Source organism: Pseudomonas sp. COW5 (assembly GCF_026240005.1).
Taxonomy (GTDB): domain Bacteria; phylum Pseudomonadota; class Gammaproteobacteria; order Pseudomonadales; family Pseudomonadaceae; genus Aquipseudomonas; species Aquipseudomonas kribbensis.
The window spans coordinates 1,294,671-1,313,044 of the sequence record NZ_JAPHVP010000001.1 but is presented as its reverse complement, the minus strand read 5'-3'; the positions used below and the strand labels follow the sequence as shown (position 1 = coordinate 1,313,044).

18 protein-coding genes are annotated in these 18,374 nt (G+C 61.1%); 13 read left to right on the top strand and 5 right to left on the bottom strand.

The features are described 5' to 3' along the window. Positions 1 to 6 precede the first annotated feature (6 nt). Both OQ248_RS06065 and OQ248_RS06060 read right to left on the bottom strand, forming a co-directional pair. Positions 7 to 531 carry an HAD family hydrolase gene (locus OQ248_RS06065; protein WP_039769294.1) on the bottom strand — a complete coding sequence of 175 codons (525 nt, stop codon included), beginning with the start codon at positions 529 to 531 and terminating at the stop codon, positions 7 to 9. Continuing rightward, entirely contained in the window at positions 532 to 1,506 is a 975-nt protein-coding gene (locus tag OQ248_RS06060) for a KpsF/GutQ family sugar-phosphate isomerase (RefSeq protein ID WP_085711780.1), read from the bottom strand. Between the two features lie 275 nt (positions 1,507 to 1,781). Between OQ248_RS06060 and OQ248_RS06055 the strand changes: the two genes are divergently transcribed. From OQ248_RS06055 to hisC, 10 genes are all read left to right on the top strand, one after another. Continuing rightward, on the top strand, positions 1,782 to 2,591 hold the full coding sequence (locus OQ248_RS06055; protein ID WP_085711779.1) for an ATP-binding cassette domain-containing protein: 810 nt from the start codon (positions 1,782 to 1,784) through the stop codon (positions 2,589 to 2,591). Continuing rightward, positions 2,591 to 3,388 (top strand): lipid asymmetry maintenance ABC transporter permease subunit MlaE, encoded by a 798-nt coding sequence (gene mlaE, locus OQ248_RS06050; RefSeq protein ID WP_114881430.1) that lies wholly within the window; start codon positions 2,591 to 2,593, stop codon positions 3,386 to 3,388. Before OQ248_RS06055 ends, mlaE begins: the two co-directional genes overlap by 1 nt. Further along, positions 3,388 to 3,855 (top strand): outer membrane lipid asymmetry maintenance protein MlaD, encoded by a 468-nt coding sequence (mlaD, locus tag OQ248_RS06045; RefSeq protein WP_085711777.1) that lies wholly within the window; start codon positions 3,388 to 3,390, stop codon positions 3,853 to 3,855. Before mlaE ends, mlaD begins: the two co-directional genes overlap by 1 nt. Positions 3,856 to 3,866: 11 nt before the next feature. Then, complete coding sequence (locus OQ248_RS06040) at positions 3,867 to 4,517, top strand: ABC transporter substrate-binding protein (protein ID WP_085711776.1); 651 nt, start codon at positions 3,867 to 3,869, stop codon at positions 4,515 to 4,517. Continuing rightward, entirely contained in the window at positions 4,514 to 4,819 is a 306-nt protein-coding gene (locus tag OQ248_RS06035; RefSeq protein ID WP_265812310.1) for an STAS domain-containing protein, read from the top strand. The genes OQ248_RS06040 and OQ248_RS06035 overlap by 4 nt, the downstream gene beginning before the upstream one ends. Before the next feature lie 115 nt (positions 4,820 to 4,934). Continuing rightward, entirely contained in the window at positions 4,935 to 5,174 is a 240-nt protein-coding gene (locus OQ248_RS06030; protein WP_007953556.1) for a BolA family protein, read from the top strand. A gap of 22 nt (positions 5,175 to 5,196) precedes the next feature. Next, the gene (murA, locus tag OQ248_RS06025; protein ID WP_265812309.1) at positions 5,197 to 6,462 is read left to right on the top strand and encodes a UDP-N-acetylglucosamine 1-carboxyvinyltransferase; all 1,266 of its coding nucleotides are present in this window, start codon (positions 5,197 to 5,199) and stop codon (positions 6,460 to 6,462) included. 127 nt (positions 6,463 to 6,589) lie between these two features. Next, the gene (gene hisG / locus OQ248_RS06020; protein ID WP_007953554.1) at positions 6,590 to 7,225 is read left to right on the top strand and encodes an ATP phosphoribosyltransferase; all 636 of its coding nucleotides are present in this window, start codon (positions 6,590 to 6,592) and stop codon (positions 7,223 to 7,225) included. A 125-nt stretch (positions 7,226 to 7,350) separates the two neighbouring features. Further along, a complete protein-coding gene (gene hisD, locus OQ248_RS06015; RefSeq protein WP_085711773.1) occupies positions 7,351 to 8,676 on the top strand; it encodes a histidinol dehydrogenase in 1,326 nt (441 codons plus the stop codon). 2 nt (positions 8,677 to 8,678) lie between these two features. Then, positions 8,679 to 9,731 (top strand): histidinol-phosphate transaminase, encoded by a 1,053-nt coding sequence (gene hisC, locus OQ248_RS06010; RefSeq protein WP_265812308.1) that lies wholly within the window; start codon positions 8,679 to 8,681, stop codon positions 9,729 to 9,731. A gap of 49 nt (positions 9,732 to 9,780) precedes the next feature. Here hisC and algW read toward each other — a convergent pair whose 3' ends face one another. Beyond that, positions 9,781 to 10,935: a Do family serine endopeptidase AlgW gene (algW, locus tag OQ248_RS06005; RefSeq protein ID WP_085711771.1), complete on the bottom strand. Its 1,155-nt coding sequence runs from the start codon at positions 10,933 to 10,935 to the stop codon at positions 9,781 to 9,783. A 103-nt stretch (positions 10,936 to 11,038) separates the two neighbouring features. On the opposite strand from algW, the gene OQ248_RS06000 reads away from it, so the two are divergent. The 3 genes from OQ248_RS06000 to cysN all read left to right on the top strand — a co-directional run bounded on the left by OQ248_RS06000 (position 11,039) and on the right by cysN (position 14,772). Beyond that, positions 11,039 to 11,797 carry a Nif3-like dinuclear metal center hexameric protein gene (locus tag OQ248_RS06000; protein ID WP_248738300.1) on the top strand — a complete coding sequence of 253 codons (759 nt, stop codon included), beginning with the start codon at positions 11,039 to 11,041 and terminating at the stop codon, positions 11,795 to 11,797. A gap of 149 nt (positions 11,798 to 11,946) precedes the next feature. Beyond that, the gene (cysD, locus tag OQ248_RS05995) at positions 11,947 to 12,864 is read left to right on the top strand and encodes a sulfate adenylyltransferase subunit CysD (protein WP_007953546.1); all 918 of its coding nucleotides are present in this window, start codon (positions 11,947 to 11,949) and stop codon (positions 12,862 to 12,864) included. A 9-nt stretch (positions 12,865 to 12,873) separates the two neighbouring features. Further along, complete coding sequence (gene cysN / locus OQ248_RS05990; RefSeq protein ID WP_248738299.1) at positions 12,874 to 14,772, top strand: sulfate adenylyltransferase subunit CysN; 1,899 nt, start codon at positions 12,874 to 12,876, stop codon at positions 14,770 to 14,772. 534 nt (positions 14,773 to 15,306) lie between these two features. On the opposite strand, the gene OQ248_RS05985 is transcribed toward cysN, so the two are convergent. After that, positions 15,307 to 16,212, bottom strand: a complete 906-nt coding sequence (locus OQ248_RS05985) for an acyltransferase (protein ID WP_085711768.1) — start codon at positions 16,210 to 16,212, stop codon at positions 15,307 to 15,309. A gap of 4 nt (positions 16,213 to 16,216) precedes the next feature. Next, a complete protein-coding gene (pta, locus tag OQ248_RS05980; RefSeq protein ID WP_265812307.1) occupies positions 16,217 to 18,316 on the bottom strand; it encodes a phosphate acetyltransferase in 2,100 nt (699 codons plus the stop codon). Positions 18,317 to 18,374: the final 58 nt, after the last annotated feature.

Here is an 18,374-nt window from a genome sequence, read left to right as displayed (position 1 = left end):
TTTGACTCACAGGTACGCGTTGTTGGCGGCGTCGAGGCTGCCTTGGGCGCGCAGGATCAGTTCGCAGAATTCACGGGCGGCACCCTCGCCACCACGGGCCTGGGTAACGCCATGGGCATGCTCGCGCACAAAGGGGGCCGCGTTGGCCACCGCCATGCCAAGTCCCACCCGGCGGATCACCGGCAGATCGGGCAGGTCGTCACCGAGATAGGCGACCTGTTCATAGCTTAGGCCCAGTTGCTCGAGAAGGCCGTCGAGGACGACGAGTTTGTCTTCACGGCCCTGAAACAGGTGCGGAATTCCCAGGTTCTTCGCCCGACGCTCGACCACCGGGGTCTTGCGACCGCTGATGATGGCGGTCTGTACGCCCGCGTTCATCAGCATTTTGATGCCCTGGCCGTCGAGGGTATTGAAAGTCTTGAACTCGCTGCCGTCTTCAAGGAAGTACAGGCGTCCGTCGGTGAGGACGCCGTCGACGTCGAAAACCGCCAGTTTGATGGCTTTGCCGCGTTGCAGCAGATCGGTGCTCATTTACATCACTCCTGCGCGCAGCAGGTCGGAGAGGTTGAAGGCGCCGATCGGGCGATCGTCCTCATCCACGACGACAAGCGCGTTGATTCGATGGTCTTCCATGATTTTCAGGGCTTCGGCGGCCAGCATCTCGGCGCGGGCGGTCTTGCCGTGCACCGTCATCACCTGATCGATGGTCGCGCTGTGTATATCAATGCTGCGATCCAGTGTGCGGCGCAGGTCGCCGTCGGTGAAGATTCCGGCAAGCTTGCCGTCGGCCTCGAGAATGACGGTCATGCCCAGACCCTTGCGGGTCATTTCCATCAGTGCGTCCTTGAGCAGGGTGCCGCGTTGTACCTGCGGCAGCTCCTGACCTGCGTGCATGACGTTTTCCACTTTCAGCAGCAGGCGACGACCCAGTGCACCACCCGGGTGGGAAAAGGCGAAATCTTCGGCCGTGAAGCCGCGGGCTTCCAGCAACGCCACGGCCAGGGCATCGCCCATGACCAGTGCAGCGGTGGTCGAGGAAGTCGGCGCCAGGTTCAGCGGGCAGGCTTCGTGCTCGACGTGAACGTTGAGATTGACCTCTGCCGCTTTAGCCAGAGGCGATTGCGGGTTGCCGGTCACGCTGATCAGCTGGATGCCCAGGCGCTTGATCAGCGGCAGCAGCGTGACGATTTCGTTGGTGGAGCCGGAATTCGACAGGGCCAGGATCACGTCGTCACGGGTGATCATGCCCATGTCGCCATGACTGGCTTCGGCCGGGTGTACGAAAAACGCCGGGGTGCCGGTGCTGGCCAGGGTCGCGGCAATCTTGTTGCCGATGTGCCCGGACTTGCCCATGCCGACCACCACTACACGGCCCTTGCTGGCCAGAATCATCTCGCAAGCGCGTACGAAATCGGCGTCGATATGGGGCAACAAGCCTTGTACGGCTTCCACTTCGAGGCGGATGGTGCGTTGTGCCGATTGAATCAGGTCGCTGGTTTGGCTCATGTCAGAAATCGTATAGCCCGATGAAAAGGCGGCGATTATAGCGGTTATGTTGAAAAGCCTCACGCAAGTTCGTCGTGCTTTGTCATTCCCGGTTACTAAAACCCTTTTATAGAAGCCTCGGGCCTGTCATATCGCTGAACGTGGCCGGGGAGAGGCCTTGGGCGCTTGCCCTTTGCAGTGATATAGTTCGCCGCCAGTTCGGCCTGCCCGGGATGTAAGGGCTTTCTCCAGAAAGCCAGGCGTCCGAGTGAGAGGCTGCATCGCAAGGAGTTTAGATGAGTGCCGATAACGCCTACGCGGTCGAGCTGAAGGGAGTCTCCTTCAAGCGCGGTGCGCGGAGCATTTTCAATAACGTCGATATCCGCATCCCGCGCGGCAAGGTCACCGGCATCATGGGGCCTTCCGGGTGTGGCAAGACCACGCTGCTGCGCCTGATGGGTGCCCAGTTGCGGCCATCGCAGGGCGAAGTCTGGGTCAACGGCCAGAACCTGCCGAAGCTGTCGCGCAGCGATCTGTTCGATGCGCGCAAGCACATGGGCGTGCTGTTTCAGAGCGGCGCGCTGTTCACCGATCTCGATGTGTTCGAGAACGTCGCCTTTCCCCTGCGCGTTCATACCCAGTTGCCGGAAGAGATGATCCGCGACATCGTGCTGCTGAAATTGCAGGCGGTCGGTCTGCGGGGCGCCATCGAGCTGATGCCCGATGAGCTGTCCGGCGGCATGAAGCGCCGCGTGGCTCTGGCCCGGGCGATTGCGCTTGATCCGCAGATTCTTATGTACGACGAACCGTTCGTCGGCCAGGACCCGATCGCCATGGGCGTTCTGGTGCGCCTGATCCGCCTGCTGAACGATGCGTTGGGGATCACCAGTATCGTGGTTTCCCACGATCTCGCCGAAACCGCGAGCATTGCCGATTACATCTATGTGGTGGGCGATGGTCAGGTGCTGGGGCAGGGTACGCCGGACGAGTTGATGAACTCGGATGAGCCGCGTATCCGTCAGTTCATGACCGGCGATCCCGATGGTCCGGTTCCGTATCACTTTCCAGCGACGGATTACCGCGCAGATCTTCTGGGGAAACGTTGATGCGCAGAATCTCATTAATAGAACGCGTACGTCGGTTCGGCGAATCGGCTATCGATGCCGTCGCGGTATTCGGACGGGCGACGCTGTTCCTGTTTCATGCCTTGCTGGGGCGTGGTGGCATAGGCGGCGGTTTCGGCCTGCTGGTCAAACAGCTGCATTCGGTCGGCGTGATGTCGCTGGTGATTATCGTCGTTTCGGGGATATTCATCGGCATGGTGCTGGCGCTGCAGGGTTTCAACATCCTGTCGAGCTATGGCTCGGAGCAGGCGGTGGGGCAGATGGTTGCCTTGACCTTGCTGCGTGAGCTGGGCCCGGTGGTGACGGCGTTGCTGTTCGCCGGTCGTGCCGGTTCGGCGCTGACGGCGGAAATCGGCAACATGAAGTCCACCGAGCAGTTGTCCAGCCTGGAAATGATCGGTGTCGATCCGCTCAAGTACATCATCGCTCCGCGTCTGTGGGCCGGTTTCATTTCCCTGCCGGTGCTGGCGATGATCTTCAGCGTGGTCGGCATCTGGGGCGGTTCCTGGGTCGCGGTCGACTGGCTGGGCGTCTATGAAGGCTCCTACTGGGCGAACATGCAGAACAGCGTGAACTTCTCCAGCGACGTGCTCAACGGCGTGATCAAAAGCATCGTTTTCGCCTTTGTCGTGACCTGGATCGCCGTATTCCAAGGCTATGACTGTGAGCCCACTTCCGAGGGAATCAGTCGTGCCACCACCAAGACCGTAGTATTCGCCTCGCTGGCAGTGCTCGGCCTGGACTTTATTCTGACCGCTTTGATGTTTGGAGATTTCTGATGCAAAACCGCACCCTGGAAATCGGTGTCGGCCTGTTCCTGCTGGCAGGGATCCTGGCCTTGTTGCTGCTTGCCCTGCGGGTCAGTGGCCTGTCTCCGACTTCGACCACCGATACCTACAAGCTTTATGCCTACTTCGACAATATCGCCGGTCTGACGGTCAGAGCCAAAGTGACCATGGCCGGTGTGACCATCGGCAAGGTCACGGCGATCGATCTGGACCGCGACAGCTTTACCGGCCGGGTGACCCTGCTGGTGGATAAAAAGGTCGACAACCTGCCGACCGACTCCACAGCGTCTATTCTGACCGCTGGCCTTTTGGGCGAGAAGTACATCGGCATCAGCGTGGGCGGGGAAGAAACCCGGCTCAAGGATGGTGGAACCATTCACGACACCCAGTCGTCTCTGGTGCTGGAAGACCTGATCGGTAAATTCCTGCTCAATACCGTTAGCAAAGACGCCAAATGAGGAGCTTTTGAATGATCTCTACCTTGCGACGTGGCCTGTTGGTGTTGCTCGCGACACTGCCACTGCTGGCAAACGCTGCGCCTGGGCAGTCGGCGCACGATCTGGTTCAGGACACCACCAACCGGATGCTCGCCGATCTGGCGGCCAATAAAGAGAAGTACAAGCAGGATCCGCAGGACTTCTACACCGCGCTGAACACCATCGTGGGTCCGGTGGTGGATGCCGAAGGCATTTCCAAAAGCATCATGACGGTCAAGTACTCGCGCAAGGCCACCCCGGCGCAGATGCAGACCTTCCAGGAAAACTTCAAGCGCGGCCTGTTCCAGTTCTATGGCAATGCCTTGCTGGAATACAACAACCAGGGCATCACCGTCGATGCGCCGAAGGATGAGTCGGGCGACCGCACCAGCGTCGGCATGACCGTCAAGGGCAACAACGGCGCGATCTATCCGGTTCAGTACACGCTTGAGAAGATCAACGGCGAGTGGAAACTGCGCAACGTGATCATCAACGGCATCAACATCGGCAAGCTGTTCCGTGACCAGTTCGCCGACGCGATGCAGCGTAACGGCAACGACCTGGACAAGACCATCAACGGCTGGGCCGGCGAAGTGGCCAAGGCCAAGCAGACTGCCGAGAAACAAGAGAAGCCTGCCCAATGACCGAGTCGGCCATTCGTCTGGACGAAGCCAGTCAGCTGCAGCTCACCGGTGTGCTGGATTACCGCACCGGTCCTTCCCTTCGGGAACAGGGCCGGGCGCTGATCAAATCGTGCAATGCCCCGGCATTGGTGATCGATTGCTCGGCGGTGGAAAAGTCCAGCAGCGTCGGCCTGTCGTTGCTGCTGTGCTTCATTCGCGATGCGAAAGCCGCCGGCAAGGCGGTCAGCATCCGCGGGATGCCTGAAGACATGCGTGAAATTGCTCAGGTCAGCGAGCTGACCGAGCTGTTGGCGCAACCCTGAACCCGCATCTATAAAGAAGCCCCCCGTCAGAGTCCTGCGCAGCGGGGTTCGCAGGCGCGGGGCTTTTTTGTATGATGTCCGACCCGTGCGCACAGGGCGCCGATTGAGGTTGAGCATGCAGGCCGTAGAAGTGAAGAGCTTCCTTGAAGGAAAGCTGCCAGGAACGCAGGTGGAAGTTGAAGGCGAAGGCTGCAACTTTCAGCTGAACGTGATTAGTGATGAACTGGCGGCGTTGAGCCCGGTCAAGCGTCAGCAAAGCATCTATGCCCATTTGAACCCATGGATCGCCGATGGCAGCATCCACGCGGTCACTATGAAATTTTTCAGCAGCGCGGCCTGGGCCGAGCGCACCTGAGCCCTAGGGCGTCGAGATTGTTATGGATAAATTGATTATTACCGGTGGCGCTCGTCTTGATGGCGAGATCCGCATTTCCGGGGCGAAGAACTCCGCCCTGCCGATCCTGGCCGCCACCCTGCTGTGCGATGGCCCGGTCACCGTCGGCAACCTGCCGCACCTGCACGACATCACCACCATGATCGAGCTGTTCGGTCGCATGGGCATCGAGCCTGTGATCGACGAGAAGCTCAGCGTCGAAATCGACCCGCGCACCATCAAGACCCTGGTCGCTCCGTACGAGCTGGTGAAAACCATGCGCGCGTCGATCCTGGTGCTTGGCCCGATGGTTGCCCGTTTCGGTGAAGCCGAAGTCGCCCTGCCTGGCGGTTGCGCCATCGGCTCGCGTCCGGTCGATCTGCACATCCGCGGCCTCGAAGCCATGGGTGCGATCATCGACGTCGAAGGCGGCTACATCAAGGCCAAGGCACCGGAAGGTGGCCTGCGCGGTGCAAACTTCTTTTTCGATACCGTCAGCGTGACCGGTACCGAGAACATCATGATGGCTGCCGCTCTGGCCAAAGGCCGCAGCGTGCTGCAGAACGCCGCCCGCGAACCTGAAGTGGTCGACCTGGCGAACTTCCTGAATGCCATGGGTGCCAAGGTATCCGGTGCCGGCACCGACACCATCACCATCGATGGCGTCGAGCGTCTGGGTTCGGCCTTCTACAAGGTCATGCCTGACCGTATCGAAACCGGCACCTATCTGGTGGCCGCAGCGGTCACCGGTGGCCGTGTGAAGGTCAAGGACACCGATCCGACCATCCTCGAAGCCGTTCTGGAAAAGCTCCGCGAAGCCGGCGCCGAAGTCACCAGCGGTGAAGACTGGATCGAACTGAACATGCACGGCAAGCGCCCGAAAGCGGTCAACGTGCGCACCGCGCCGTACCCGGCGTTCCCGACCGACATGCAGGCGCAGTTCATCTCGCTCAACGCCATTGCCGAAGGCACTGGTGCCGTGATCGAGACGATCTTCGAAAACCGTTTCATGCACGTCTACGAACTGCACCGCATGGGCGCCAAGATCCAGGTCGAAGGCAACACGGCCATCGTCACCGGCACTGAAATCCTCAAGGGCGCGCCAGTGATGGCAACCGACCTGCGGGCTTCGGCCAGCCTGGTGATCTCGGCCCTGATGGCCGAAGGCGATACCCTGATCGACCGCATCTACCACATCGACCGTGGTTACGAGTGCATCGAGGAAAAACTGCAGATGCTCGGCGCCAAGATCCGTCGCGTTCCGGGCTAGTCGCTGCATCGGGACACAGGGAAGTGTCCGTTGAATTCGTTTTGATCGGGGGTGGTAACGCCCTCGATGTATGTCCGGCGCCGATTGCGACCGGACATGAGTACCTTGATAAGGACTGACGTTTCCCATGTTGACCATCGCACTGTCCAAGGGCCGCATCCTTGACGACACCCTGCCGCTTCTCGCCGAAGCGGGCATCGTGCCGACCGAGAATCCGGACAAAAGCCGCAAGCTGATCATTCCCACGACCCAGGAAGACGTACGCCTGTTGATCGTGCGCGCCACCGACGTGCCGACCTATGTCGAGCATGGCGCGGCCGACCTCGGCGTTGCCGGTAAAGACGTGCTGATGGAATACACGGGGCAAGGCCTGTACGAACCGCTGGACCTGCAGATTGCCCAGTGCAAGCTGATGACCGCCGGCAAGGTCGGCGCCGTCGAGCCCAAGGGCCGTCTGCGCGTTGCGACCAAATTCGTCAACGTTGCCAAGCGCTACTACGCCGAACAGGGCCGTCAGGTCGACATCATCAAGCTGTACGGCTCGATGGAACTGGCACCGCTGATCGGTCTGGCCGACAAGATCATCGACGTGGTCGACACCGGCAACACCCTGCGTGCCAACGGTCTCGAACCCCAGGAACTGATCGCCACGATCAGCTCGCGTCTGGTGGTCAATAAAGCTTCGATGAAAATGCAACACGCCCGAATCCAGGCGTTGATCGACACACTGCGCAAGGCAGTGGAGTCTCGACACCGCGGCTGATGTACCTGCGCGACGTTGAGTCGCGCCCGTCTATCCGCCTCATAGCCAGAATCTCAGGTGCCCAAGCGGAAACGACTGCTAAGTTAGGGCGCCTGAGTTTTTGCCATTCCTATGAGGCTCTCGCTATGACCGCACCGACTGCAATTCGCCGACTCAACGCTGCTGACCCGGATTTCGCGCATCATCTGGATCATCTGCTGAGCTGGGAAAGTGTGTCTGACGACTCGGTCAATCAGCGGGTGCTGGACATCATCAAGGCTGTGCGCGAGCGCGGTGACGCGGCGCTGGTCGAGTTCACCCAGAAGTTCGACGGCCTCGAAGTCGCCTCCATGGCAGACCTGATCCTGCCGCGCGAGCGTCTGGAGCTGGCTTTGACCCGCATCACCGTGGCGCAACGCGAAGCGCTGGAAAAAGCCGCCGCCCGCGTTCGCAGCTACCACGAAAAACAGAAGCAGGACTCCTGGAGCTACACCGAAGCCGACGGCACGGTGCTGGGCCAGAAAGTCACGCCGCTGGACCGCGCCGGCCTGTACGTGCCGGGTGGCAAGGCGTCGTACCCGTCGTCGGTGTTGATGAACGCGATTCCGGCCAAGGTCGCCGGCGTGACCGAAGTGGTCATGGTGGTGCCGACCCCGCGCGGTGAAGTCAACGAGCTGGTGCTGGCGGCAGCGTGCATCGCCGGTGTCGACCGGGTGTTCACTATCGGTGGCGCGCAAGCCGTTGCGGCGTTGGCCTACGGTACTGAAAGCGTGCCGCAAGTGGACAAGGTCGTCGGCCCGGGCAACATCTATGTGGCGACTGCCAAGCGTCACGTGTTCGGTCAGGTCGGCATCGACATGATCGCCGGCCCGTCGGAAATCCTCGTGGTGTGCGACGGCCAGACCGATCCGGACTGGATCGCCATGGACCTGTTCTCCCAGGCCGAACACGACGAAGACGCCCAGGCGATTCTGGTCAGCCCGGACGCCGAGTTCCTCGACAAGGTCGCCGCGAGCATCGACAAACTACTGCCGACCATGGATCGCGCGACCATCATCGAAACCTCGATCAATGGCCGTGGCGCCCTGATTCACGTGCGCGACATGGCCCAGGCCATCGAAGTCGCCAACCGCATCGCGCCGGAGCACCTTGAACTGTCGGTCGCGGATCCGCAGGCCTGGCTGCCGCAGATCCGCCACGCCGGCGCGATCTTCATGGGCCGCCACACCTCCGAAGCGCTGGGCGACTACTGCGCAGGTCCGAACCACGTGCTGCCGACGTCCGGCACCGCGCGTTTCTCCTCGCCGCTGGGTGTGTACGACTTCCAGAAACGTTCCTCGATCATCTTCTGCTCCGAGGCCGGTGCTTCCGAACTGGGCAAGACCGCATCGATTCTGGCCCGTGGTGAATCGCTGAGTGCTCACGCTCGCAGCGCCGAATACCGCATCAAAGACGAAGTGAAGGGGAACTGAACATGAGTAAATTCTGGAGCCCGTTCGTCAAGGATCTGGTGCCTTACGTGCCGGGCGAGCAGCCGAAGCTGACCCGCCTGGTCAAACTCAACACCAACGAAAACCCGTACGGCCCGTCGCCAAAAGCCCTGGCCGCGATGCAGACCGAACTCAACGACAACCTGCGCCTGTACCCGGATCCGAACAGCGACCTGTTGAAAAACGCCGTCGCCAAGTACTACGGCGTGCAGAGTAACCAAGTGTTCCTCGGCAACGGTTCGGACGAAGTGCTGGCGCACATCTTCCACGGCCTGCTGCAGCACGATCAGCCGCTGCTGTTCCCGGATATCAGCTACAGCTTCTATCCGGTCTACTGCGGCCTCTATGGCATCAAGTTCGATGCGGTGCCGCTGGACGCGCAGTTCCGGATCAACCCGGCGGACTACGCCAAACCGAACGGCGGGATCATCTTCCCCAATCCGAACGCGCCGACCGGTTGCCTGCTGGCGCTGGAAGCGGTCGAGCAGATCCTCAAGGCCAGCCCGGATTCGGTGGTGGTGGTTGACGAAGCCTACATCGACTTCGGCGGCGAAACCGCGATCAGCCTGGTGGACCGTTATCCGAACCTGCTGGTGACCCAGACCCTGTCTAAGTCGCGTTCACTGGCGGGCCTGCGGGTCGGTCTGGCGGTCGGCCATCCGGACCTGATCGAGGCGCTGGAGCGGGTCAAGAACAGCTTCAACTCCTACCCGATCGATCGCATGGCCAATGTCGGTGCTGCGGCAGCGTTCGAGGATCGCGAATACTTCGACAAGACCTGTGCGCTGGTCATCGAGAGTCGCGAATGGGTGGTTGCGCAGTTGCAGGCCAAGGGTTTTGAAGTGCTGCCGTCAGCGGCCAACTTCATCTTCGCCCGGCATCCGCAACATGATGCGGCAGGGCTGGCGGCCAAACTGCGTGAGCAGGGTGTGATCGTGCGCCACTTCAAGCAGGAGCGGATTGCCCAGTTCCTGCGGATCTCGATCGGTACGCCGGAGCAGAATCAGGCGTTGATCGACGGTCTCGGCGAACTCTGACTGGCCGATAAAAAGATGGGAGCGAATGTGCTCCCATCTTTTTTTGTACTTACTCTTCTTCTTTCACTGGCGCCGGTGGCGGACGCAGACCGATCTCGGCAGTCAGCTTCAATTCCTTGCCATTGCGCATCACTTGAATCGTGACCTTGTCGGTCGGCTTGATCCGCGCCACCTGGTTCATCGACTTGCGGCCATCGCCGGCCGGTTCGCCGTCGATGCTGAGGATCACGTCGCCCAGTTGCAGGCCGGCCTTCTGTGCCGGACCGTCGCGGAAAATCCCCGCTACCACGATCCCCGGACGCCCGGACAGGCCAAACGACTCCGCCAGTTCTTGAGTCAGCGGCTGCACTTCGATTCCCAGCCAGCCACGAATCACCTGACCGTGCTCGATGATCGACTTCATCACTTCCATCGCCAGCTTCACCGGGATCGCAAAACCGATCCCTTGCGAACCACCGGACTTGGAGAAGATCGCCGTGTTGATGCCGGTGAGGTTGCCGTTGGCATCCACCAGTGCGCCGCCGGAGTTGCCCGGGTTGATCGCTGCGTCGGTCTGGATGAAGTCTTCGTAGTTGTTCAGGCCCAGCTGGTTGCGGCCGGTGGCGCTGATGATGCCCATGGTCACGGTCTGGCCCACCCCGAACGGGTTGCCGATGGCCAGTGCGACGTCGCCGATGCGGATGTTGTCGGAGCGACCGACGGTGATCGCCGGCAGGTTCTTCAGGTCGATCTTCAGGACTGCCAGATCGGTTTCCGGGTCGCTGCCGATGACCCGGGCCAGGGTTTCACGGCCATCCTTGAGCGCCACGACAATCTGGTCGGCGCCAGTGGTGACGTGGTTGTTGGTCAGGATGTAGCCTTCCGGGCTCATGATCACGCCGGAGCCGAGGCTCGACTCCATGCGCTTCTGTTTCGGCGAGTTGTCACCGAAGAAGCGGCGGAACTGCGGATCCTCGAATAGCGGATGCGCCGGTTTGTTGATGACTTTGGTGGTGTAGAGGTTGACCACCGATGGCGCGGCAATCACTACCGCGTCGGCGTAGGACACCGGCCCCTGTTGCACGCTGGTGGTCTGTGGAGCCTGTTGCAGGTTGACGTCGAGGCTCGGAAGCCCGACCCACTGCGGGTAACGCTGAATAATCAACAGAGCGATAAGCACACCGGCCAACAGCGGCCAGCCGAAAAAACGCAGCGCCTTGAGCATTAAGCACGTCCTGGAAAAGTTGCAGGCGGGGTCAGACCGCCCATAATGTCGCGCATTATACGAGGCCGCGCGCGCCTCTGAACGGGATTTTCAGGAGTCTTTCATGGCCGTTGCCCTCAGTACCCTGGTCGAAGAAGCCGACCGCTACCTCGGCAGTGCGAAAATTGCCGATTATTGCCCCAACGGCCTGCAGGTCGAGGGCCGTCCGCAGGTGATGCGCATCGTCAGCGGCGTCACCGCCAGCCAGGCATTGCTCGATGCCGCCGTCGAGGCCGAGGCCGATCTGGTGCTGGTGCATCACGGTTACTTCTGGAAGGGCGAGAACCCGTGCATCACCGGCATGAAGCAGCGCCGCTTGAAGACCCTGCTCAAACACGACATCAGTCTGCTGGCCTATCACCTGCCGCTGGATCTGCACCCGGACGTCGGCAACAACGTGCAACTGGCCCGGCAGCTCGACATCACAGTCGAAGGGCCGTTGGACCCGGACAACCTGAAGATCGTCGGGCTGGTCGGTTCGCTGGATGAACCGGTGACCGCCCGCGATTTCGCCCGTCGTGTGCAGGAACGCATGGGCCGTGAGCCGCTGCTGATCGAGGGTAGCGCGATGATTCGTCGGGTCGGCTGGTGCACCGGCGGCGGCCAGGGTTACATCGACAATGCCATCGCCGCCGGCGTCGATCTGTTCATCAGTGGCGAGGCCTCCGAACAGACGTTCCACAGTGCCCGGGAAAACGACATCAGCTTCATCGCTGCCGGCCACCACGCCACCGAACGCTACGGCGTGCAGGCGCTGGGCGATTATCTGGCGAAGCGATTCGCGCTCGAACACATCTTCATCGACTGCCCGAATCCGATCTGACTTTCCCCTGAAAGCACCCGAACGGGCGGGCATATTCATATGCTCTTTCGTTCTAGTCCGCGCCCTGATTAGAAGAAGGGCGCTGTGCTAGGATTCCCCGCTCGAACACGGCCCGCTGGCCGTTCATAAGAAAGCTTTCGTGAGTAGCCATGGTCGACAAACTGACGCATCTGAAACAGCTGGAGGCGGAAAGCATCCACATCATCCGCGAGGTGGCCGCCGAGTTCGACAACCCGGTGATGCTGTACTCCATCGGTAAAGACTCCGCCGTGATGCTGCATCTGGCACGCAAGGCGTTCTTCCCGGGCAAACTGCCGTTTCCGGTGATGCACGTCGACACCCGCTGGAAATTCCAGGAGATGTACAAGTTCCGCGACAAGATGGTCGAGGAGCTGGGCCTGGACCTGATCACCCACGTCAACCCGGATGGCGTTGCGCAGGGCATCAATCCGTTCACCCACGGCAGCGCCAAACACACCGACATCATGAAGACCGAGGGCCTGAAGCAGGCACTCGACAAGCATGGTTTCGACGCCGCTTTCGGCGGTGCCCGTCGCGATGAAGAGAAGTCACGCGCCAAGGAGCGCGTCTACTCGTTCCGCGACAGCAAACACCGCTGGGATCCGAAGAACCAGCGTCCGGAGCTGTGGAACGTCTACAACGGCAAGGTCAACAAGGGCGAATCCATTCGTGTGTTCCCGTTGTCGAACTGGACCGAACTGGACATCTGGCAGTACATCTACCTCGAAGGCATCCCGATCGTGCCGCTGTACTTCGCCGCCGAACGCGAAGTGATCGAGAAGAACGGCACGCTGATCATGATCGACGACGAGCGCATCCTCGAGCACCTGTCCGACGAGGACAAGGCGCGCATCGTCAAAAAGAAAGTGCGTTTCCGTACCCTTGGCTGCTACCCGTTGACGGGCGCGGTGGAGTCCGAGGCCGAAAGCCTGACGGACATCATTCAGGAAATGCTCCTGACGCGAACTTCCGAGCGCCAGGGCCGTGTCATCGACCACGATGGCGCCGGCTCGATGGAAGACAAGAAACGTCAAGGCTATTTCTAAGGGGCTGTCATGTCGCACGCATCTGATTTGATCAGCGAGGACATCCTCGCCTACCTGGGCCAGCACGAACGTAAAGAGCTGCTGCGCTTTTTGACCTGCGGTAACGTCGATGACGGCAAGAGCACCCTGATCGGGCGCCTGCTGCACGACTCGAAGATGATCTACGAAGATCACCTCGAAGCCATTACCCGCGATTCGAAGAAAGTCGGCACCACCGGTGACGACATCGACCTGGCATTGCTGGTCGACGGCCTGCAGGCCGAGCGTGAGCAGGGCATCACCATCGATGTCGCCTACCGCTATTTCTCCACCGCCAAGCGCAAATTCATCATCGCCGACACCCCCGGCCATGAGCAGTACACCCGCAACATGGCCACCGGTGCGTCCACCTGTGACCTGGCGATCATCCTGGTCGACGCCCGTTACGGCGTGCAGACCCAGACCCGTCGCCACAGCTTCATCGCCTCGTTGCTGGGCATCAAGCACATCGTTGTCGCCATCAACAAGATGGACTTGAAGGGCTTCGATCAGGGCGTGTTCGAGTCGATCAAGGCCGACTACCTGAAGTTCGCCGAAGGCTTGAAGATGAAGCCGACCAGCATGCACTTCGTGCCGATGTCCGCTCTGAAGGGCGACAACGTGGTGAACAAGTCCGAGCGCTCGCCGTGGTACACCGGCCAGTCGCTGATGGAAATCCTCGAGACCGTGGAAGTGGCGGGCGACCGCAACTTCACCGATCTGCGTTTCCCGGTGCAGTACGTCAACCGTCCGAACCTGAACTTCCGCGGTTTCGCCGGTACCTTGGCCAGCGGCATCGTCAAGAAGGGCGACGAGGTCGTGGTCCTGCCGTCGGGCAAGAGCAGCCGCGTGAAATCCATCGTCACCTTCGAAGGTGAGCTGGAGCATGCAGGCCCGGGTCAGGCGGTGACGCTGACCATGGAAGACGAGATCGACATCTCCCGTGGTGACCTGCTGGTACACGCCGACAACGTTCCGCCGGTGACCGACAGCTTCGAAGCGATGCTGGTGTGGATGGCTGAAGAGCCGATGCTGCCAGGCAAGAAGTACGACATCAAGCGTGCCACCAGTTACGTGCCGGGCTCCATCGCCAGCATCGTCAACAAGGTCGACGTCAACACTCTCGAAGAAGGCCCGGCGAGCGCGTTGCAGCTCAACGAAATCGGCAAGGTGAAGATCGCGCTCGATGCGCCGATCGCTCTCGACGGTTACGACAGCAACCGCACTACCGGCGCATTCATCGTCATCGACCGTTTGACCAACGGCACCGTCGGCGCCGGCATGATCGTCGCCCAACCGCTGGCTCATGGCACGGCCACCCATCACGGCAAGCTGGCTCATGTCGCGACCACCGAGCGCGCCCAGCGTTTCGGTCAGCAACCGGCCACCGTGCTGTTCAGCGGCCTGTCGGGCGCGGGTAAAAGCACGCTGGCGTACGCGGTCGAGCGCAAGCTGTTCGACCTCGGTCGTGCGGTGTTTGTACTCGATGGCCAGAACCTGCGTCACGACCTCAACAAAGGTCTGCCGCAGGATCGTGCCGGTCGCACCGAGAACTGGCGTCGTGCCGCGCATGTGGCGCGTCAGTTCAACGAAGCAGGTCTGCTGACGCTTGCTGCGTTCGTGGCGCCGAGTGCTGAAGGTCGTGAGCAGGCCAAGGATCTGATTGGCAAGGAGCGTCTGCTGACGGTCTATGTCCAGGCTTCGCCGACTGTTTGCGCAGAGCGTGATCCGCAAGGGTTGTACGCTGCCGGTGGCGACAATATTCCGGGTGAGTCTTTCCCGTATGACGTGCCGCTGGATGCTGATCTGGTGATCGATACCCAGTCGCTGTCGCTGGAAGAGGGTGTGAAGCAAGTGCTGGATCTGCTGCGTAAGCGTGGTGCGATTTAAGCGTTAGCTGCCAATAAAAAGCCCGTCGATGAGTGATCATCGGCGGGCTTTTCTTTTGCGGTTGACCTGCTGGCAGTGGCGGCCTTTGGGCCGGCCTGGCTCCTGGGGTTTGGGTGAATATCCGTTTCTGCGGGTGTTGCCGCTGGCGGTTCCGCTCTTACAGCGGGTCACTTTTTACAAGCGCCTAAAAAGTAACCAAAAACGCTGGGCCCCGGCGTTCGGCACCTCGCTTTGGCTCGGTGTTCCTTCGTTCCGGGATTCATCCGGGGGCATCGCCTCCGGTTTGCTTCGCTGCACCTCCTCTCGATGTGTTTGGCTTCGCCAAACGGCGCTTCGCGCCCACCCCCGGATAAATCCCTCCTCTCAGCCTGCCGAAGGGGCCGGCACGTCAAAAGCTTTGCTCGAGCTAACGCTCATCGTGTTGAGTGGTGGGAAGCGAAAAGCCAATAGCGAACTGCTTTTCTGTGGGAGCCAGCCTGCTGGCGATGGCGGCCTGACAGCCGGCCTGTTCTGTCAGAGGCTCCCTCAGGGTTATCAGCGTTGGTTCGGATACTCGCGATGCATCTGTTCCAGCAACGCATCCTTGTCCTGCCACAGCTGGTTGATCCAGCCCTGGAATTGCAGGCGGTACTCGCCGTCCTGGTCGTAGTTTTTGCCGATGAACTGCGGCGGGATTTTCAGTTCTTCAAAATGCACCACCACGTCCCGCACGTTGCCGCACAGCAGGTCCCAGAAGCCTGGACGTCCGCCCGGATAGTGGATGGTCACGTTGACGATCGATTCCAGTTGTTCACCCATCGCATCCAGCACGAATGCAATGCCGCCGGCCTTGGGTTTGAGCAGGTATTTGAACGGTGATTGCTGCTGCGCGTGCTTGCCTTCGGTGAAGCGCGTGCCTTCGACGAAGTTGAAGATGCCCACCGGGTTGTCACGGAATTTCGCGCAGGTCTTGCGGGTGGTTTCCAGGTCTTTGCCTTTCTTTTCCGGGTGTTTTTCCAGATAGGCTTTCGAGTAGCGTTTCATGAACGGAAAGCCCAGTGTCCACCACGCCAGACCGATGATCGGCACCCAGATCAGTTCCTGCTTGAGGAAGAATTTCAGTGGCTGGATGCGTCGGTTCAGCACGTATTGCAGTACCAGAATGTCGACCCAGCTCTGGTGGTTGCTGGTGATCAGGTACGAGTGTTGATAGTCCAGGCCTTGTAGGCCGCTGAGGTGCCAGCGGGTGCGGCGTACCAGGTTCATCCAGCCTTTGTTGTTGCTGATCCAGGCTTCGTGGGTGTGGCTCATCAGCCAGCGCGAGGCGCGGCGTGCGAGGTCGAACGGCAGCACTTTGATCAGCGCCACGAGAAACAGGAACGAGCACAGCAGGATCGTGTTCAGCGCCAACAGCAGCGCGGCGATCACGCCGCGCAGGGTGGCAGGGAGAAAAGCCAGCATCGGGTCAGATATCCAGAGGTCGGTTGGCAGCCTGAATCGCAGTCAGGGCGATGGTGTAGACGATGTCGTCGACCTGCGCGCCGCGCGGCAGGTCGTTCACCGGTTTGCGCAGGCCTTGCAGCATCGGGCCGAGGCTCACGCAATCGGCGCTGCGTTGCACGGCTTTGTGGGTGGTGTTGCCGGTGTTCAGGTCGGGGAACACGAACACCGTGGCGCGGCCGGCGACCTGGCTGTTCGGCGCCAGTTGCCGGGCTACGGTTTCGTTAGCGGCGGCGTCGTACTGCAGCGGCCCGTCGATCAGCAGCGAGTGCTGTTGTTCGTGAGCGAGCAGGGTGGCTTCGCGGACTTTCTCGACGTCCTCGCCGGTGGCGGATTCGCCGCTGGAGTAGCTGATCATCGCCACGCGCGGGGTGATGCCGAACGCGGCGGCCGAATCGGCACTTTGCAGGGCAATCTCCGCCAGCTCGGCGGCGCTCGGGTGCGGGTTCATCACGCAGTCGCCATAGACCAGCACTTCTTCGGGGAACAGCATGAAGAACACCGACGACACCAGGGTGCAGCCCGGCGCCGTCTTGATCAATTGCAGGGCGGGGCGGATGGTGTTGGCGGTGGTGTTGATGACGCCGGAAACCAGCCCATCGACCTCATCCAGCGCCAGCATCATGGTGCCGATCACAACGGTGTCTTCCAGCTGCTGCTCGGCCATCGGCGCGTTGAGACTCTTGCTCTTGCGCAAGGCCACCATCGGTTCGACGTAGCGCTCGCGAATCAGATCCGGATCGAGAATTTCCAGCCCCGGCGGCAACACGATGCCCTGGGCCCGGGCGACGGCTTCGACGTCTGCCGGTTTGGCCAGCAACACACAACGGGCGATTCCGCGTTCCTGACAGATCGCCGCCGCTTGCACGGTGAACGGTTCGCTGCCTTCGGGCAAGACGATGCGCTTGTTGGCGGCCTGGGCGCGTTGAATCAATTGATAACGGAATACGGCCGGCGACAGGCGCATTTCCCGCGGCGTACCGCAGCGCTGATGCAGCCAGTTGGCATCCAGATGACTGGCGACGAAATCGGTGATGATCTCCGCGCGTTCGCGGTCATCGACGGGGATTTCCTTGTTCAGGCCGTTGAGCAGGTTGGCGGTGTCATAGGAGCCGGTGCTCACCGACAACACCGGCAAACCGGCCTGCAGTGCGCCACGGCACAGGTCCATGATGCGCGGATCCGGCAGGGTGTCGCTGGTCAGCAACAGGCCGGCCAGCGGTACGCCATTGATGGCCGCGAGGCTGACGGCGAGGATGATGTCGTCGCGATCGCCCGGAGTTACCACCAGCACGCCGGGCTTGAGCAGATCCACGGTGTTACGCATGGTGCGCGCACAAATGATGGTTCTGGTCATGCGCCGGGTTTCGTAGTCGCCGGCGTTGAGCACCTGGGCGCCCATCAGGTCGGCGACGTCGCGGGTGCGCGGGGCGTTGAGTTCCGGCTGGAACGGAATGCAGCCGAGCAGGCGGAAATCACCGCTGCGCAGCAACGGCGAATGCTCTTTCAGGCGCGCTGCGAAGGCGTCCATGCTTTCGTCGGTCTTGACCTTGTTGAGGATCACGCCGAGGACTTTCGGGTCTTTCGGCCCACCGAACAGTTGCGCCTGCAATTCGACGCGGCCGGACAGTTCGGTGAGCACTTCGTTTTCCGGCGCCGAGACCAGAATCACTTCGGCATCCAGGCTCTTGGCCAGGTGCAGGTTGACCCGCGCGGCATAGCTGGCGCTGCGAGTCGGCACCATACCTTCGACGACCAGTACGTCCTTGCCGATGGCGGCCTGCTGGTAGAGCGCGATGATTTCTTCGAGCAACTCGTCGAGCTGACCGTCGCCGAGCATCCGCTCGACGTGAGCCAGACCCAGCGGCTGCGGCGGTTTCAGGCCGTGGGTGCGGGCCACCAGTTCGGTGGAGCGCTCAGGGCCGGTATCACCCGGATGCGGCTGGGCAATCGGTTTGAAGAAGCCGACTTTCAGCCCGGCCCGTTCCAGCGTCCGCACCAGCCCGAGGCTGATGGAGGTCAGACCCACACCAAAATCGGTGGGCGCGATAAAAAAAGTTTGCATGCGGATTCTCTAAGGGTGCATGGCAAGGGCGTGGGCCTATGGCTGGCCTTCCACCGGT

Excerpts from the sequence above, each read along its gene's own strand:
- OQ248_RS06065 (WP_039769294.1), bottom strand. The coding sequence starts at position 531 with ATGAGCACCGATCTGCTGCAACGCGGCAAAGCCATCAAACTGGCGGTT.
- OQ248_RS06060 (WP_085711780.1), bottom strand. The coding sequence starts at position 1,506 with ATGAGCCAAACCAGCGACCTGATTCAATCGGCACAACGCACCATCCGC.
- OQ248_RS06055 (WP_085711779.1), top strand. The coding sequence starts at position 1,782 with ATGAGTGCCGATAACGCCTACGCGGTCGAGCTGAAGGGAGTCTCCTTC.
- mlaE (WP_114881430.1), top strand. The coding sequence starts at position 2,591 with ATGCGCAGAATCTCATTAATAGAACGCGTACGTCGGTTCGGCGAATCG.
- mlaD (WP_085711777.1), top strand. The coding sequence starts at position 3,388 with ATGCAAAACCGCACCCTGGAAATCGGTGTCGGCCTGTTCCTGCTGGCA.
- OQ248_RS06040 (WP_085711776.1), top strand. The coding sequence starts at position 3,867 with ATGATCTCTACCTTGCGACGTGGCCTGTTGGTGTTGCTCGCGACACTG.
- OQ248_RS06035 (WP_265812310.1), top strand. The coding sequence starts at position 4,514 with ATGACCGAGTCGGCCATTCGTCTGGACGAAGCCAGTCAGCTGCAGCTC.
- OQ248_RS06030 (WP_007953556.1), top strand. The coding sequence starts at position 4,935 with ATGCAGGCCGTAGAAGTGAAGAGCTTCCTTGAAGGAAAGCTGCCAGGA.
- murA (WP_265812309.1), top strand. The coding sequence starts at position 5,197 with ATGGATAAATTGATTATTACCGGTGGCGCTCGTCTTGATGGCGAGATC.
- hisG (WP_007953554.1), top strand. The coding sequence starts at position 6,590 with ATGTTGACCATCGCACTGTCCAAGGGCCGCATCCTTGACGACACCCTG.
- hisD (WP_085711773.1), top strand. The coding sequence starts at position 7,351 with ATGACCGCACCGACTGCAATTCGCCGACTCAACGCTGCTGACCCGGAT.
- hisC (WP_265812308.1), top strand. The coding sequence starts at position 8,679 with ATGAGTAAATTCTGGAGCCCGTTCGTCAAGGATCTGGTGCCTTACGTG.
- algW (WP_085711771.1), bottom strand. The coding sequence starts at position 10,935 with ATGCTCAAGGCGCTGCGTTTTTTCGGCTGGCCGCTGTTGGCCGGTGTG.
- OQ248_RS06000 (WP_248738300.1), top strand. The coding sequence starts at position 11,039 with ATGGCCGTTGCCCTCAGTACCCTGGTCGAAGAAGCCGACCGCTACCTC.
- cysD (WP_007953546.1), top strand. The coding sequence starts at position 11,947 with ATGGTCGACAAACTGACGCATCTGAAACAGCTGGAGGCGGAAAGCATC.
- cysN (WP_248738299.1), top strand. The coding sequence starts at position 12,874 with ATGTCGCACGCATCTGATTTGATCAGCGAGGACATCCTCGCCTACCTG.
- OQ248_RS05985 (WP_085711768.1), bottom strand. The coding sequence starts at position 16,212 with ATGCTGGCTTTTCTCCCTGCCACCCTGCGCGGCGTGATCGCCGCGCTG.
- pta (WP_265812307.1), bottom strand. The coding sequence starts at position 18,316 with ATGCAAACTTTTTTTATCGCGCCCACCGATTTTGGTGTGGGTCTGACC.